We start from the raw sequence: 15,943 nt of genomic DNA on the forward strand, positions 1-15,943 counted from the left end.
ACTAAGAGGCTCCGCCTCCCTTACTGGCGGCAGAGCCGCCAAGAGCAGCATTATCCAGCTTCTTGCTGGAAACGAGATTTGAAAAGGGTTTTAGCTTAAGTTGACACCAATAACATCTGTATGCCCCGTACAGCTAATTCATTTATTGCAAAAGTTTTTCAAAATGTAAGTAAAACAAAGTTACTTTCGCCCTTGGCGAGAAAAAATTAACCTTTGTCAAACACAGATCCTCAGCAATTAAAAAATACTATGGCAGATGCCTTAACAATTCAGCTGCCCAATATTCCCAGTGCGATCGCTCTTGGGGGAGATGGAGAAGAAAATCTCAAAATCCTATCTCGGCAAACAGGAGCCACTTTAGTGCTACGCGGACAGGAATTATTGATTTCTGGTAGCGAAAAGCAAATTGATCTGGCTTCTCGATTAGTGCGATCGCTTGAAGACCTCTGGATTAAAGGTAATACTATTTCCAGTGCCGATATTTTAACAGCTCGTCAAGCCATAGATAGCGATCGGCAAGGGGAACTACAAGATTTACAGCGAAATGTCCTCGCCAAAAGTCGCCGGGGTGAAGAAGTCCGTGCCAAAACCTTCCGTCAGCGTCAATATATCGACGCACTCCGTAGGCGTGATCTTACTTTTGGTATTGGGCCTGCTGGTACCGGCAAGACTTATCTTGCTGTTGTTGTCGCCGTGCAAGCACTTCTTGCTAACGAGTTTGAAAAGCTAATTTTAACTCGTCCTGCTGTCGAAGCTGGTGAAAAACTCGGCTTTTTGCCTGGAGACTTACAGCAGAAAGTTAATCCCTATCTTCGCCCACTTTACGATGCTATTTATGAATTTATCGATCCAGAAAAAGTACCTAGTTTAATGGAACGCGGTGTAATTGAAGTCGCACCACTCGCCTATATGCGGGGACGCACCCTCAATAACGCCTTTGTAATTGTGGATGAAGCTCAAAATACTACACCCGCTCAGATGAAAATGGTTTTGACTCGTTTGGGCTTCCGTTCGCGGATGGTGATTACAGGCGATATGACACAAACGGATTTACCACTTCACCAACAATCGGGTTTAGGAGTAGCTTTACAAATTTTAAAACACGTTGAAGGCATTGCCTTTTGCGAATTTTCCCAAAAGGATGTCGTGCGCCATCCTCTAGTTCAGCGCATTGTCGCTGCTTATGAACAATACGAAAAATAGTCATTGGTCATTAGTCATTAGTAAAAAACTAAGAAAGGATAATAATTTATGAGTACTACTTTGAAAGAATTTTTAGAAGCTTGTGAAAATCTTGGAACTTTGCGTTTAATTGTTACTAGCAGTGCTGCTGTATTAGAAGCACGAGGTAAAATAGAAAAGTTATTTTATGCAGAATTGCCTAAAGGTAAATATGCTAATATGCACACCGAAGGCTTTGAGTTTCACTTGAATATGGACAAAATCACTCAAGTAAAATTTGAAACTGGTGAAGCGAAGAGGGGTAATTTTACAACCTATGCTATTCGGTTTTTAGATGATAAACAAGAACCTGCCTTAAGCCTGTTTTTACAATGGGGTAAACCTGGCGAATATGAACCCGGTCAAGTAGAGGCTTGGCAAGCTTTAAAGGATCAGTATGGGGAAGTTTGGCAACCTTTACCAGCAGAAATTTAATACAGCTAAACTGATAGGGGTGGAGGAAATCGGATATCTGCACTGAACTGCTCCATATTAATGCTGCGATGAATCGGTAAAACATATTCTAAATTTTCGTGGGGGTGGGGAATAATATGAGAAGAAAGCACCTCACCACCGTTAACTCGCAGCACCGCCTTTAGTCCTGCTGTCACCGCCACATTTACCTCGCCCACAACCCCCCGAATTAACACGGTAATTCGTCCCAAATCAGTATTTTCATAACCAACAAGGGTTACACGGGCAGCTTTACACATAGCATCTCCAACTTCCACTGCTGTGGGAACACCATAAACTTCAATCATGCCTAGTGCCAATGTCATGCTGTCATCATAAATTTGGGATTGTAGGGTTAAGTATATTACTATAAAGTTTAAATTTTTTACACAAACTTGCTTAATTTTTCATCGATAAATAATAGACCTCTTGCACGAATACAAAACTAGCCCTCATCCCCCAACCCCTTCTCCCAATTATGGGAGAAGGGGAGCGAATTTCAAAGTCCCTCTCCCAATCTTGGGAGAGGGATTTAGGGTGAGGGTAAAGATTCATGCAAGAAGTCTAATAAACGTTAACTACAAAACTGCTAATGCTTACAATCAAGGCGATTTGGAGTTTTTGCTTGCTGCTTTTATTTCTTTTGTGGGGTGGCGATGCTTTTGCAGGAGAGTTGTCTGAACGGTTAGCAAATTTTCCCCAATGGGAAAAATTGACTTCAGTGCAACCCGCTTCGGGTGATTTGGTTTACCCTGAATGGATGGCTGGTACTTGGCAAGTTACAAGTACTTTGGTAGATTTAGCTGCACCTTTAGCACCAGAAATCGTAACGCCAGGATTTGAAGGTAATCGCCGACAATTAAATCAGCCTGTGAGTTTTGTAGTAAGATTTGTCAAAGAGCAACCATCTATTACTGGGTTAAAGATATTACCTAAGGTAGATTACAAATCCCCAATTTTAGTAGCGGATAGAGCGTTTAATAGCTTGAATTTGGCAAGGGCTTATTTAGGGGATGAAGCAGTGTTATTAGTCAAAGTAGATCCAGATTCACCTAATCGTCAAATTACATTCTTGCGTAGCAGTCGGCAACTAGTTTCTATTGTGACTGCACGGGCTACAGAAACTACCCCTGATGGCAAGTTCATTACTACAGAAGTGTTTCAACAACTATTTAAAGGCGGTTCAGTCCCCTATTTAAACTCTGTAGAGTCTACCACCGCTTATCATAAACTTCCAACAGCTAATCCGGTAATTGAGGCAGATCAAGTTACTGCTGTCTATCTTTCACCCCAAGATCCAGATTACTTTAAAGCTGGTTCTCGACCAGTTGCCCTCTATCGCTATCGCCTAGAATTTATCCCTGCACAAATGCCTACTACTCCAAAGGAGTGATTTAAATCTGTAGCCCTTGACTACCTTGTAATACAAATGTAATATATAAATTCCAAGTTTACGATCGCGCTCTTGGACGGTGTGCATCATGGCCAAATTTCAAGATATTGTCAATTACTTTCGCTCTTACTGGAAGCCGAGTGTTTTCAGTATTACAGCATCTAGCATTTACGAAGTTATTGATTTAGTTGTCCCTTACGCGATCGGGCAGATTTTAAACGTTTTGTCTGATCAACCTTTGGATAAACCACTTCAAAGTGCGATCGCAAGTTTTTCGGACATTACCAATTATCCAGTTAATAAAACTCTATCTTTGGGTGTATTACTGGGTTTAATTTTCGTTGTCACCGTAGTGAGGGCACCAACACAACCTTGGTTAACCAATTGGTTTCACTGGGATATAGCTTTCAGGTCGCGTCGAGAGAAAAACGAAACAGCGATCGCTAAAGTTCTGACTCTCCCACTAGAATTTTATGATGAAAATAACCCTGGACGCATTGCCGGAAGAGTAGCTAGAGGTATTTCTAACCATACTTTTAGTTACCCTGAAGTTGCCGGACAATTGATTCCTAAGCTGGCTCGTGTGCTGGGGATTTTTGTGTTTATTTTGTTCATTGAGTGGCGGATTGCAATATTATATCTAATTTCCTTTGTAATTATTCTCAGCTTCAGCTTGAAGAGTTTACAACAGCTAATTAGGTACGAAAGCCGTCTAGATAAGTATGGAGAGGATACCGAAAGCCGCACTTCCGAATTAATCACCAATATCAAAACGGTGAAAGCATTTGCTACAGAAGCTAGGGAACTGAAGCGCCAAAAGCAACGTTTGGATCGTGAACTAATGGTGCTTGATTATCGCATCCACAAAGGTTATACAAAACTGGGTACTTGGCAAAGAACTGTAATTCAGTTTTGTGTATTTACAATTCTGGGTTTGACTTTAGCCGCAACAGTAAATGGGAGAATTTCTCTCGGTCATTTTGTCATGACCTTAACTCTTTCTAGCATGGCTTATGCCGAATTAGAACCTATTAGTAATTTGGCAGAAGTTTTTGCCCGTCGTTATTCTCCCATGCTGCGGTTTCACGAATTTCTGCAAGAGCCAACTGCATCTGATTCAGCTAGTCTTTTAGAAGAGAGCAACCAGACAGAATCACCTTATAAATTTACTGGAAAAGTTGAGTTGTCACACGTCAGTTTTGGATATGATGCCAACCGTCAAGTTTTGCAAGATATTAACTTGTTAATTGAGCCATACCAAACAGTGGCATTAGTGGGGCGTTCCGGTTCTGGTAAGTCTACTTTAGTGAAATTGCTGTTGCGATATTTTGAACCTCAAGGAGGTCAAATTCTGATTGATGGTCAAGATATTCGCACTTTGGATGTGGGTAAATATAGACGGAGATTAGCGATCGTTCACCAAGAAGTAGACGTTTTCAACGGTACTATATTGGATAATCTCACCTACGGCAGACCAAATGCCACTTTGGAGCAGGTTCAAGAAGCCTGTAGAATTGCCAGAGTCGATGAAGTAGTGCAGCACTTACCCAAAGGTTATTACACCGTCGTGGGAGAACGAGGTGTGAGGCTGTCTGGAGGACAAAGACAACGGTTAGGAATTGCTAGGGCGTTGTTAGTGGAACCAGACGTACTGATTTTTGACGAAGCCACCTCTAGTTTAGATTATGAGTCTGAGCGTTCAATTCAGCTAGCGATGCGATCGATTCAGGGTACTTGCACCACTATCGTCATTGCCCACCGTTTAAGTACAGTACGGGAAGCCGATAAAATTGTCGTTCTAGAGCAAGGAAAGATTGTAGAAGTGGGTAGCCACGATGAACTCTTGCGTCACGAGGGTATTTACCGCCGCTTGCACTCCCTGCAAGAAACAGGAGAACTCCTGAGTTAGAGGAGATAAGCTAAAACACATCTAATTTGCAGATGAAAATTTTCTCAATATCTTGTGGGGTGGGCATCTTGCCCGCCCTGATGCGAGCAACTTGAATGCTGATTAGCTTACATATTTTGGATTTTGGGTTTTAAATTGACCCTTGATTAAATCGACCATTGACAAAGGTCGATTTTTTTTCAATTGTCCCCAACAGTATTTTGTACAAGACTGGAAATTCTGAACCACCTGTCATAATGTATACAATATGTGATAATAGATTTTAAGTAAAAGTCATTATCTATTAAACTCTGTCCACCTAAGTAATGAAAGAAGCAAGGCTTGCAATTTTCCTATGCGTAAGTTTATCAATGGAGTCTTTGCCATTGCCATTTTTAGATGGGATGAAAGCGCTAATTACATTCGCTAGGTATCTATGCAAGAAGTCTTATACATTATTTAATTAAACTATATTAATTGTGACTATAACTAAAATTACTCCTGGACAAACACTTACTTCCACACAAAAAGTTGGCTTAGATTTAGTTGCCGTTTTGGGTGGCGGACGAGATGTTGTCTTGGCGATTGATTTGACAGAAAGCGTGGGATTAAATGATGAAGGCCGTATCCGCTTACGTCAAATCATTCAAGACAGCCTGAAGCCGGGAGATACTGTATACATTATTCCTTTTGCTCAAGATATAGTTTTGAGTGAAGTTAAATCGGGTGTAAATCCCTTGGGAACACCCATCGAGTTTATTAGTAATAATCAAGAAAATATTGACAAACTTTTAGCAAAAATACCTTCACCAGACCCAAAATACTACGGTACAGATATTCAGCAAGCTGAATTCACTATTTATCAAGGTTTGGCTCAAATTAATCAAAATCGGCTGCAAGAAAAGCAATATATAAAACCACAATCAGTAGTTTGGGTTACAGATGCGCCCCTATTTACCCAAGCCGGAATTCCTTCCCAAATTTGGATAGAAACGCCTGCTAATAGCCCTTTTCGGATATTGGAATCAAGAGAAAGTCAACAGCGACAAGCTTGGATTAAAGATTTGCCGATTCAGAAGCGATCGCTATCAATAAAAACCCAGAATAATCAACAATATAAACTCACTGTAATCGATATTGCTCCTACAGTCCAGGAATTTTGTACACCTGCACCAGGTAATCAAGAAACTTGTTTAGTCACACCTTATTTAATTAAAAAACTATCGATACCTGGATTAATTTCAATATTAATATTAATCGTTCTATTTCTCAGTGGACTGAAATTATATAGATTGCAAAAAAAATGGGAATTGATAGTTGATTTTGAAGCAACAGCAAAACCAGAAGACCAAAAATGCAGCTTGCCAAACAATAAACGCATTGCAATTGGTGAATATGACTCTACTTGTGTAGATTCTATTGACTGTCCAGGTGTAGAAGTTAGGGCATATTTAGAACGCAAAGGTGAGAAGCTTTATTTAGTACCAACTAATTTGACACCAATTTATTATAATGGTAAAGAAATTGCGTCACGTACTCTCATAGATAAATCTAGGTTTCGGCTAAATTGTCCAGATGTTCGCAACCGTGACTACGAGATCATTATTAAGCTAAAAAAGTAGTATCTCTAAAGTACCTATAATGAGTCAATCAACTACAAACGAACTTCAATATCGGGGAATCAACCGGACAATTTGTATAGGTTTAGGGGGTACTGGACGCGATGTTTTAATGCGAATTCGGCGGTTAATTGTTGACCGTTATGGAGATTTAAACAATCTCCCAATTGTGAGTTTTGTTCACATCGATACAGATAAAGCTGCAACACAAGTCACCGGTATTCGTACAGGAAGTACCTATCATGGCGTTGACCTCAGCTTTAAAGAAGCAGAAAAAGTCAGCGCTACAATGTCCTCCAACGAAGTTACCATGTTTGTCGAAGGATTGGAGCGGCGGTCAGAATATACTCGTCACGGCCCATACGACCATATTGCCAGATGGTTTCCACCACAACTATTGCGAAATATTAAAGCAGTTGAAGAAGGTGCAAAAGGCATTAGACCTGTAGGTAGGCTAGCTTTTTTCCACAATTACCAAAAGATTAAAACAGCAATTGAAAGCGCAGAAAGGCGCACAAGAGGACATGATTCTTTATTACTGAAAGCTGGTTTAAGAGTCGAACCAGGACTAAGCATTTTTGTGGTTGGTTCTCTTTGTGGCGGTACTGGTAGCGGGATGTTTCTGGATATTGCTTATAGTCTCAGACATCTTTATGGCGACCAAAGCGCCAAAATTTTTGGCTATTTAGTGATTAGTCCAGAATTGTATGGCAATGCTCCTAGTATGAGCGCGAATACTTATGCCGCACTCAAAGAATTAAATTATTACAGCACACCAGGCACAAAATTTGAAGCATTTTATGACCTCCAAAATTTAGTTTTTATCCAAGAACAGCGTCCACCATTTGACTACACCTATTTAGTATCAAGTCAAACAGGAGGTGAATATTCAATCCTTGTTCAAGGTAAGCTATGTAATGTGATTGCTCATAAGATTGCTCTGGATTTTTCCAGTGAATTAGCACCAGCAATTAAAGGCAGTAGAGACAATTTTCTGCAACACATGATCCAATGTGATAAACACCCGCGTCCCAATAGCCAGCGTTATTTAACATTTGGATTGGCGGCTATTTATTTTCCCCGCGATACTATTGTCCAAATTGCCTTAAACCGCGTTAGTTTAGAGCTAGTAAAATTTTGGTTAAACGGCAAAGGTCAAAGTCCAGATCCCCTAAAATTAATTGAGCAATTCCTCATTCAGTATCATTGGCACAACGACCCAGAAAACAAAGATAATTTCACGACAAAGCTAGCAGAATCGGTTCAAGAGAATAACAAGAGCTTTCGGAATACTATTAGTACTTGGAGAAATAAATTAGAGAGGCAAATTTCCGAGTGTCAAAAACGCGAGAATCGCAATGATATTCGCGGACAGTTACCAAGGGAATTTAGAGAGCAATTTCGCAAAGTTCAGCCTGGTGAAACTGAAAGCACTAGAGGAATTTGGTTGACAAGACTGCTACAAATTTCTCCAAATACCACCAAGGAACTAAAAAGTAATATTGATGATTATCTGAGTCAGTTACTCACGCCAACAGATTCTACTTTTTCCATTAAAAGTGTCCGTGATTGGCTAGATGCTTTGCAACATGAATTACATAACTATCAACAAAACTTGCAAGAAAAAATCACTGATAATGGTGGAATGAAAATCTTGGAAGATTTAGAAAGAAAATGGCGAGACGCTGAACAAACAATCGATGACATTGAACATAAAGCTGGTATTCCCCTCCTGAATAATAAAAATAGTCAATTCCAAGATGAAGCCAAAAAATCAGTACAGGAAGTCTGCAAAATTATTCAGCATAACTTTGATGTCACAGTCGTTCAAGAGTCGCTAAAAATTGTTAATAACCTGCAAAAGCATATTCAAGAGAGAACAACTCAAGTTGCTGCCTTTAGTAGCTTAGTAGAAGATTTACAAAGTTTCTATGAAAAACAAGATAGAGACTTGAGACAATTAAATTTTGATGAAATGAGCGGGGAAGCAATATTTGATAGTGAAGATATCGATCGCTGTTATCAAAATATTTTACCAGAAGATGATTTACGTCGCCAGTTTGTGTTAGTAAGTTCGACACTTACAGAACAAACTGGTAGAGGACAATCTTTGGTAAGTTTTATAGACAGAGAACGCACTACTTCAGAACAGTTGCAAAAAGAAATTGATCTGAAAGTTGATAAATTATTTGCTTCTCGGAGTATTAATATTGTCAACTCTGTGATTAAGCGTTTTATGCAAAACTACTCTTTAGCAGTACGTTCAACTCGTTTAGCACAAGTTATGCAGGAAGCTGAACCTCTCTTGCGTTTGAATTTAGCTGATCCCTATTTCCGGGAAGATCCTGCTAAAAGTAGTAAATTAGTGGGGTTTAAGGATACAGATGAATTAGAAGTACGACAGTTTAAAACTTTGCTGACACAAGATATAGGAGTGGAGCCAAGTGTCTTAAAAGCAACACAAGCTGAAGACGAAATTTTAATTGTGAATGAATATGCTGGTTTTCCTCTCAGACTAATTAGTAGTCTAGCAAGAATGAGAAACCCTTACCTGCGTGAACAGCATTCTCCGACATCTTTTCTTCATAACGATTCTAATGCTTCCTTCCCTGACATTATTCCACCTGATGCTAGAAAAATGGAAGAATTGGAGGATGTTTTTTATCCTTGCCTAGCATTGGGTTTATTAGAAAAAAATCAGGATAATCAACAGTTGGAATTTCAATATCACGATCCATTGCGTGATAGTTATACTACTGCTTCTTTAAATACAGAATGGAGTCAAGCTTTGGAAGAACTTGCTAACCGTAAGGATATGACTGAAGCTTTACAACAGCTTTTAGATGATGAGATTGCTGTAATAGAAAGAAAACCTGAACTTTGGGAGAATAACTATGTACTTAAAGTACGGCAATTTGTCAAAGAAGTTGATGAATTACCAGAAGATAGTGCCAATTATCCCTACAGAGCAGCAGTAGTTGGTACAAATACAGACCCTGTAGCTAAAGAGGGAATTATTAATCGCTTCCGCAGAAAGATGAATGAGCGGTTTAAAGGTTCCCCAAGTCTAAGTACAAATTTAGGGCAGCAAAAAGCTATTGTAGGTGAGATAGTTGTTGATTATCCTGTAGATTCTACTGATAATCGAGCAAAACGACGCTTAGAATTAGAGCGACTAAAGCAAGATTTAGCTGATGAATTGATGACTGAAGAAGAGTACGATCGCGAGAAACAAAAAATCTTTGCTAAGTACCCCCTTTAATCTCTTTTTTAGGTTAGATAATATCCACATTTTTTAGCAAACTTTTTTTTCCATTTTCAAGGTGTTTTTGATGCCACCATTACCAGGTTATTTAATATTTATTACTCTTGTACTCGTCGTTCTACCATCTATATCTACGATTTTTCTCCGCTTGGCTCTGTATCAACATCTATTATCTTTGGAAGATAAGGTACGAAGGTTAATTAGTAGACAATCACCTGGACAACAACCAAAAATCCTAGAAGAATTAGAACGAAGGTTTAGAGACGCTAGTAGAAACTTAGATCAGGTTAATACAGCAGCATTAATCGACCAAGTTTATAGCCAAGAAAAAGTTTGGGGATTTACCTGTGAACAAATCGATTACTTTTGTCGTATTCTTCCGAATTTACTCTTAGCCTTTGGTTTACTTGGTACTTTTCTAGGTATCACGCTTAATTTAGCGGCACTCAGTCAAACAATCAATCAAACTAATATTAGCAATGTTAGCAATTTAGTTGCTGAATTAAAGAAACCACTAGAAGGGATGAGTATTGCCTTCACTACTAGTTTAACGGGACTTTTTTTTAGTACTTTTTTAACAATATTTAACTGGTTTAAAAATACTAGTTTTGCCAAGTACAGACTTATTTGTACTCTTGAAGACTATCTAGATAATATTTATCATCCCCAAATACAAGGTGATACTCGTCTCGATAAAATTGTGAAAAAAATGGTATCCCAGCAGGATGAGTTTTTAACTCGCTTTGGTGATACTGTGCGGGATGCAGTGGAGAAATCTATAGGAAGTGTAGCAAAACAAATTGCTGACGGGAATAAAGAAGCTGCTGATTTAGCCAAGCAAGTTTATGAAGGCTTTTATCAAGCTGCTGGTACTATATCTGGTGCTGCTAATGAATTTGAACATACTATTACTGAACTGAATGCAAAATCTCATATATTTAAACAGTCTGCTGAAACATTTGCTAATAGTCAGTTTCCTCAGAAATTATCAGCAGCGACAGCCAATTTGACTACTATGCAAGAGAGATTTTCACAATCTGCTACAAGTTTAGCCCAGACAACCCAATTAATTGAAACAGCATTGATAGAAGTTCAGCGTTGTAGTCAAGAATTAACTAATTTAGCAATAGATATTAAAAAGGCAAATCAAACTTCAATTCAAGTTTTAGACTTACATAAAAATAATCAAAACTCCCTTGGTGAGATTATTCCTCAACTCAAGCAAGGAGCTACTAGTTTTTCAAAAGCGATTAATAAACTTGATAAGTTAGAGGAAAGAATTGCAAATAAAGCTGATAATTTGACACAGTTGGTAGAAGGAGTTAAAAGCTATACAGAACAAGTTAATTTGGCAATCGAGGCTTTAGGCGATCGCTTGATTTTAAGCTTATCTCAACAAATTGGTTCTAATAACCAACAAGTTAAGGCTGTGATGGTCAATTTTGAAGAATATGCCAATCAGTTAGGCGTTAAATTTGATATTTCTAAATCAGATTTTATAGATTTGATTCAAAACAACAATGAAAAATTTACTTCTGAATATAAAAATGTCAGCGCTCTTATTGTTAAAGGAATTATTCAGCAAACAGAAATAAATAAACAAGGATTACAAATGTTAATTAATAATGTTCAGGATTTTAATAAGGATGTCAACAATATAAAAGACGAAATTTCTCGGCTGAGACAGATAATGGAAAAGTAAATAGAAAAATAGCTGATTACATTGACATTAATTAGAAACTAAAATATTCAGTTATGGCTCGTCGTTCACGGCATAATGACTATAAAGAAGACTTAAATATTTGGCCTGCTTTTACAGATTTAATGTCCAATGCTTTCATGATCCTGCTGTTATTATTATTAATAGCCACCACTAAATATACGATATCGCAAATATCTAATCCAGGGACGCCGCCAATTTTACTAATTAAAGATGAAAATTCGAGATTTGATCCAGGTAGCGCAGTAATTCCAACGACAATGTTGGATTATATCAATAATAAACTCGTACCTGATATAGAATCAACCACAAAATCTTACAATATTAATACAGTTGAAATAATTGGGCATACTGATGAACAACCTGTTAGTATTATCAGCAGCAATCTAGACTCTAATTTAGAGGCAGCAGCTAGTCCAGGGGGTTCAGTTAGTACACTTAAAGCAGGTTCTAACGCTGATTTAGGATTGATGCGTTCTCTTGCAGTGGTTAAAGAACTGCTGAAAATCCAGCAACAAAATAAGATGTCAGGAGTGCAATTTCGCGCCTATTCGGCAGCACAATTAATATTACCAAATGGGGAATTTGCTCCCATTCCCCAAGAAAAGCGTCAGTCAGAATCAAAGCGGCGACGAATTGAAATTCGTTTTACGCGCTTGGGTGAAGTGCGAGAAGTAAAATAAATAATCCATTACCCACAGCTAGAATACTAATAAGTAATCGAAGTTTTAAGAAAAAACTAAGATTTACTCTTATCTGCTTCTTTCTGCGCCGCCTCACTGTATTTCTTATAAAGTTGAGTACGAATCTTGGCTTCCTGATAACGGCTGTGTTTTTGTGGTACCGTACTCATTAAATCTGAAGCCCGTTGCCACTTAGCAGCTATCTCTAACCACTGAGTTGAGATTGTGGCTGTTTTACCAGATGCAGAAGCAAGGTTTGCAATTCGCACGGCTGTGGCAAATTGGTCATCAGACGGGTCAGAAAGGTTATTCTTAGCAATACTAAGTGGTGTTTGAACTTTGCGATCGCTTGTATTTTCTGGAGTTATATATTTAGAAGTTTGTAATTGCATTAGGTTTATCAGGTTATTACCTAACTGGGCATAAACAACCCAACTAAGCAACAACAGTGAGCATAAACCAGCCGCAGCTAATATCTTTTTTTTAGGCTTCTTTTTGTGTTTTTCTTTGTTAATAAGTACTAAAGGACGAGAGACTTGAGTTCTAGGAAAATTTGGCTTTGCTAGTTCAGCTTGAGCTTCTGTGAAATCTGCAATCAATTGCTTTACAATATTAGGCTGAATTAACGTAATTTCCTGTGACCAAAGCAATTGTTTGTCGCGATCGCTATCTATTTCCTTTAACCACAGTAATTGTTGTTCTCGAACAATCCGACTGTTGATATTGACTCGCCGAATATAACGCGGGGCGATGGAATCAAGAATTTGCTGGATTTGTTCTACTAGGGGAGATTGCTCAAGTTGCTCTATCCTAGCCGCCTCGCACAGAAGTTGTAAGACACCATCAGAAAAAATGGCTCTAGTTCTGACACCAGACTTGGCTAGCTTTTCGTTCAATAGCTGAATAATCGCAGCAACGCTACCTTGGTGAGCTTGCCAAACGATATCATTTATCCGGTCTACCACCTGAAATTTAGTGATAGCTCTTCCACCCTGACTGATTAACGTATTCATTAATTTAGGGACTCTTTTCTACTTACCTTGATCTTGTTTTCGATTTTACGAGTAAAAAGATGAGTTGCCAAATAAAATCATAAATATACAGCTTCCTTTTTCGGTTCGGCAAGGATGCTCGATCGCAATAAGTCAATTGGATGCTCGATCGCCTTGATAGCGTGGGATTCTTCGGCTAAAACTGCATTTTCAGAATAACGCTCATGCTGGCGGACGCGCTACCTGTTTGACATACTACATTATTAATGATGTCTTTTTGCGCCGCAGGTATCGCCTTTGGTCAAGTTGAGGTAGGTGAATGCATTCTGTGGGCGATCGCTTTGATATTTCTGGAACTGTCACGCCGTCAGATATTGTTCACAAACTAAACAAAATTGCTGTATCGGGATATTTTTGTGAGGAATTCTCGCTTTTTTTGCCTTTTTGTCATAATGGCAAGACTAACTAGCGCTGCGATCGCTACATTAGAAGATATATATATAAAAATCAACAATGGTTTTTATTCTTTCGCAGTTCACACAAAACCATGAGTGCAAGTACCATTATTTCCGACAATCCCTTACTTCAAGGCGTTGGTTTACCTCCCTTTGCAGAGATTAAACCAGAACGAGTAGTACCAGCCTTCAATGAGTTGCTGGCAGAACTTGACCAGCAGCTTGTCACCTTAGAGGCTAATGTACAGCCTACTTGGAGTGGTTTAGTAGAACCCTTAGAAAAGCTGACTGAACGGCTTACCTGGAGTTGGGGGGTGGTAAATCATTTAATGGGTGTTAAAAATAGCCCGGAACTGCGCGAAGCTCATGAAATTGTCCAGCCACTAGTTGTACAATTTATCAACAAGCTCGGTCAAAGTAAACCCATTTATAATGCTTTTAAAGCACTCCGTACTAGTGATATTTGGGCAACTCTAGAATTAGCCCAACAGCGCATTGTAGAAGCCGCCATTCGAGATGCAGAACTTTCTGGTGTTGGCTTAGAAGGAGAGGGAAGAGAGCGTTTCAACGCTATACAAATGGAATTAGCAGAACTTTCTACCAAATTCTCCAACCATGTACTTGATGCTACTAAAGCCTTCAGCTTAACCCTAACAACACAAGCGGAAATTGACGGTTTGCCACCAAGCTTAGTGAGTTTAGCAGCCCAAGCGGCTCGTGCATCTGGCGAAAGCAATGCCACACCAGAAAATGGCCCCTGGCGGATTACTTTGGACTTCCCCAGTTATGGCCCTTTCATGCAGCACAGCACCCGTCGAGATTTGCGCGAAAAGCTCTACAAAGCTCATATCACTCGCGCTTCTGCTGGCGATTTGGATAACAAGCCCTTAATTGAGCGGATTTTGAAGTTGCGCCAAGAACTCGCAGATATACTAGGCTTTAAAAGTTTTGCCCAATTGAGCCTAGCTAGTAAAATGGCTCCCAATGTTGAGGGAGTCAACGCCCTATTAGAAGAACTACGCCGCGCTAGTTATGATGCTGCTGTCAAAGACTTGGCAGAACTCAAAGCTTTTGCAGCAGCACAAGGAGCAGCAGAAGCTGAAGATTTACAACACTGGGATATCAGCTTTTGGGCAGAACGCCAACGAGAAGCAAAATTTGCCTTTACCTCTGAAGAATTGCGTCCCTACTTCCCTCTTCCCCAAGTGTTAGACGGCTTATTTGGACTAGTCAAGCGGCTGTTTGGCGTTACTGTCACCTCTGCCGATGGTCAAGCGCCAGTATGGCATGAAGATGTCCGTTATTTCCAAATTGCTGATGAAACTGGTTCTCCTATAGCCTACTTCTATTTAGACCCTTACAGCCGTCCAGCAGAAAAACGCGGTGGTGCTTGGATGGATGTGTGCATCAATCGCGCCAAAATTACTAAAAATGGTGTGACTGCCATCCGCTTACCTGTAGCTTATTTGGTGTGTAATCAAAGTCCTCCCGTAGATGGTAAACCGAGTTTGATGACTTTCTATGAAGTAGAGACTTTGTTCCACGAGTTTGGTCATGGATTGCACCACATGCTCACCAAGGTTGACTATACCGGAGCCGCAGGCATCAATAATGTGGAGTGGGATGCAGTGGAACTACCTAGTCAGTTTATGGAAAACTGGTGTTATGAGCGACGCACTTTCTTTGGAATGGCGAAGCATTACGAAACTGGTGAAGCCCTACCGGAGCATTATTATCAAAAGCTGCTAGCGGCACGTAATTATATGAGTGGTACTGCCACGTTGCGGCAAATCCACCTGAGCAGTCTTGATTTAGAACTACACTACCACTATCGCCCTGATAGTAATGAAACCCCGTCAGATGTGCGTCATCGCATAGCCAAGACTACTACCGTTTTACCACCACTTCCAGAAGATGCAATTTTATGTGCTTTTGGACATATTTTTGAGGGTGGTTATGCAGCAGGCTATTACAGTTACAAGTGGGCTGAGGTACTAAGTGCTGATGCTTTTGCCGCTTTTGAAGAAGCTGGGCTAGAAGATGAAGAGGCTATAAAAGCTACAGGTCGGCGTTATCGGGATACGGTGCTGGCACTTGGTGGCGGTCAGCATCCAATGGAGGTGTTTAAAACTTTCCGGGGTCGTGAACCAAGTACGATCGCTTTGCTCAGGCACAATGGTTTAGTTAGTGCTGCTGTAAACTAAACTTATCAATAATCAAAAAATAGCGCCACCTTAATCACAGGCTGGCGCTA

Annotated in this window: 12 protein-coding genes; 10 read left to right on the plus strand and 2 right to left on the minus strand. The window is 39.7% G+C overall.

Going from position 1 to position 15,943, the window contains the following annotated elements; translation table 11 throughout:
* The first annotated feature begins 249 nt into the window (after positions 1-249).
* Together D1367_RS16285 and D1367_RS16290 are read left to right on the plus strand one after the other, a co-directional pair.
* Complete coding sequence (locus D1367_RS16285; RefSeq protein WP_118167358.1) at positions 250-1,203, plus strand: PhoH family protein; 954 nt, start codon at positions 250-252, stop codon at positions 1,201-1,203.
* A gap of 48 nt (positions 1,204-1,251) precedes the next feature.
* Positions 1,252-1,656 carry a ChuX/HutX family heme-like substrate-binding protein gene (locus tag D1367_RS16290; RefSeq protein WP_118167359.1) on the plus strand — a complete coding sequence of 135 codons (405 nt, stop codon included), beginning with the start codon at positions 1,252-1,254 and terminating at the stop codon, positions 1,654-1,656.
* A 5-nt stretch (positions 1,657-1,661) separates the two neighbouring features.
* Here D1367_RS16290 and D1367_RS16295 read toward each other — a convergent pair whose 3' ends face one another.
* Positions 1,662-2,000, minus strand: coding sequence for a carbon dioxide-concentrating mechanism protein CcmK (locus D1367_RS16295; RefSeq protein WP_118167360.1), 339 nt, complete (start codon positions 1,998-2,000; stop codon positions 1,662-1,664).
* Positions 2,001-2,266: 266 nt separating this feature from the next.
* On the opposite strand from D1367_RS16295, the gene D1367_RS16305 reads away from it, so the two are divergent.
* The 6 genes from D1367_RS16305 (at position 2,267) to D1367_RS16330 (ending at position 12,242) form a co-directional block, all read left to right on the plus strand.
* Positions 2,267-3,067: a DUF6816 family protein gene (locus tag D1367_RS16305; protein ID WP_118167362.1), complete on the plus strand. Its 801-nt coding sequence runs from the start codon at positions 2,267-2,269 to the stop codon at positions 3,065-3,067.
* 88 nt (positions 3,068-3,155) lie between these two features.
* Positions 3,156-4,976, plus strand: coding sequence for an ABC transporter ATP-binding protein (locus D1367_RS16310; protein ID WP_118167363.1), 1,821 nt, complete (start codon positions 3,156-3,158; stop codon positions 4,974-4,976).
* 458 nt (positions 4,977-5,434) lie between these two features.
* Positions 5,435-6,577, plus strand: coding sequence for a VWA domain-containing protein (locus D1367_RS16315; RefSeq protein WP_118167364.1), 1,143 nt, complete (start codon positions 5,435-5,437; stop codon positions 6,575-6,577).
* Between the two features lie 19 nt (positions 6,578-6,596).
* Positions 6,597-9,836, plus strand: a complete 3,240-nt coding sequence (locus D1367_RS16320) for a tubulin-like doman-containing protein (RefSeq protein WP_118167365.1) — start codon at positions 6,597-6,599, stop codon at positions 9,834-9,836.
* 70 nt (positions 9,837-9,906) lie between these two features.
* Positions 9,907-11,541 (plus strand): hypothetical protein, encoded by a 1,635-nt coding sequence (locus tag D1367_RS16325; RefSeq protein ID WP_118167366.1) that lies wholly within the window; start codon positions 9,907-9,909, stop codon positions 11,539-11,541.
* Between the two features lie 53 nt (positions 11,542-11,594).
* A complete protein-coding gene (locus tag D1367_RS16330) occupies positions 11,595-12,242 on the plus strand; it encodes an OmpA family protein (protein WP_118167367.1) in 648 nt (215 codons plus the stop codon).
* 56 nt (positions 12,243-12,298) lie between these two features.
* Here the strand turns inward: D1367_RS16330 and D1367_RS16335 are convergent, their stop codons facing one another.
* Complete coding sequence (locus D1367_RS16335; RefSeq protein ID WP_118167368.1) at positions 12,299-13,255, minus strand: hypothetical protein; 957 nt, start codon at positions 13,253-13,255, stop codon at positions 12,299-12,301.
* Positions 13,256-13,500: 245 nt separating this feature from the next.
* Here D1367_RS16335 and D1367_RS32805 point away from each other — a divergent pair, with 245 nt between their 5' ends.
* Together D1367_RS32805 and D1367_RS16340 are read left to right on the plus strand one after the other, a co-directional pair.
* On the plus strand, positions 13,501-13,623 hold the full coding sequence (locus D1367_RS32805) for a hypothetical protein (RefSeq protein ID WP_267313628.1): 123 nt from the start codon (positions 13,501-13,503) through the stop codon (positions 13,621-13,623).
* Positions 13,624-13,781: 158 nt separating this feature from the next.
* Entirely contained in the window at positions 13,782-15,893 is a 2,112-nt protein-coding gene (locus D1367_RS16340; protein WP_118167369.1) for a M3 family metallopeptidase, read from the plus strand.
* The last annotated feature ends 50 nt before the right edge of the window (positions 15,894-15,943 follow it).

Source organism: Nostoc sphaeroides (genome assembly GCF_003443655.1).
Taxonomy (GTDB): domain Bacteria; phylum Cyanobacteriota; class Cyanobacteriia; order Cyanobacteriales; family Nostocaceae; genus Nostoc; species Nostoc sphaeroides.

Bases quoted from the DNA above. Each gene is read 5' to 3' on its own strand.
- D1367_RS16325 (WP_118167366.1), top strand. From the start codon at position 9,907: ATGCCACCATTACCAGGTTATTTAATATTTATTACTCTTGTACTCGTC.
- D1367_RS16330 (WP_118167367.1), top strand. From the start codon at position 11,595: ATGGCTCGTCGTTCACGGCATAATGACTATAAAGAAGACTTAAATATT.
- D1367_RS16310 (WP_118167363.1), top strand. From the start codon at position 3,156: ATGGCCAAATTTCAAGATATTGTCAATTACTTTCGCTCTTACTGGAAG.
- D1367_RS16285 (WP_118167358.1), top strand. From the start codon at position 250: ATGGCAGATGCCTTAACAATTCAGCTGCCCAATATTCCCAGTGCGATC.
- D1367_RS16295 (WP_118167360.1), bottom strand. From the start codon at position 2,000: ATGACATTGGCACTAGGCATGATTGAAGTTTATGGTGTTCCCACAGCA.
- D1367_RS16320 (WP_118167365.1), top strand. From the start codon at position 6,597: ATGAGTCAATCAACTACAAACGAACTTCAATATCGGGGAATCAACCGG.
- D1367_RS16335 (WP_118167368.1), bottom strand. From the start codon at position 13,255: ATGAATACGTTAATCAGTCAGGGTGGAAGAGCTATCACTAAATTTCAG.
- D1367_RS16290 (WP_118167359.1), top strand. From the start codon at position 1,252: ATGAGTACTACTTTGAAAGAATTTTTAGAAGCTTGTGAAAATCTTGGA.
- D1367_RS16305 (WP_118167362.1), top strand. From the start codon at position 2,267: ATGCTTACAATCAAGGCGATTTGGAGTTTTTGCTTGCTGCTTTTATTT.
- D1367_RS32805 (WP_267313628.1), top strand. From the start codon at position 13,501: ATGATGTCTTTTTGCGCCGCAGGTATCGCCTTTGGTCAAGTTGAGGTA.
- D1367_RS16340 (WP_118167369.1), top strand. From the start codon at position 13,782: ATGAGTGCAAGTACCATTATTTCCGACAATCCCTTACTTCAAGGCGTT.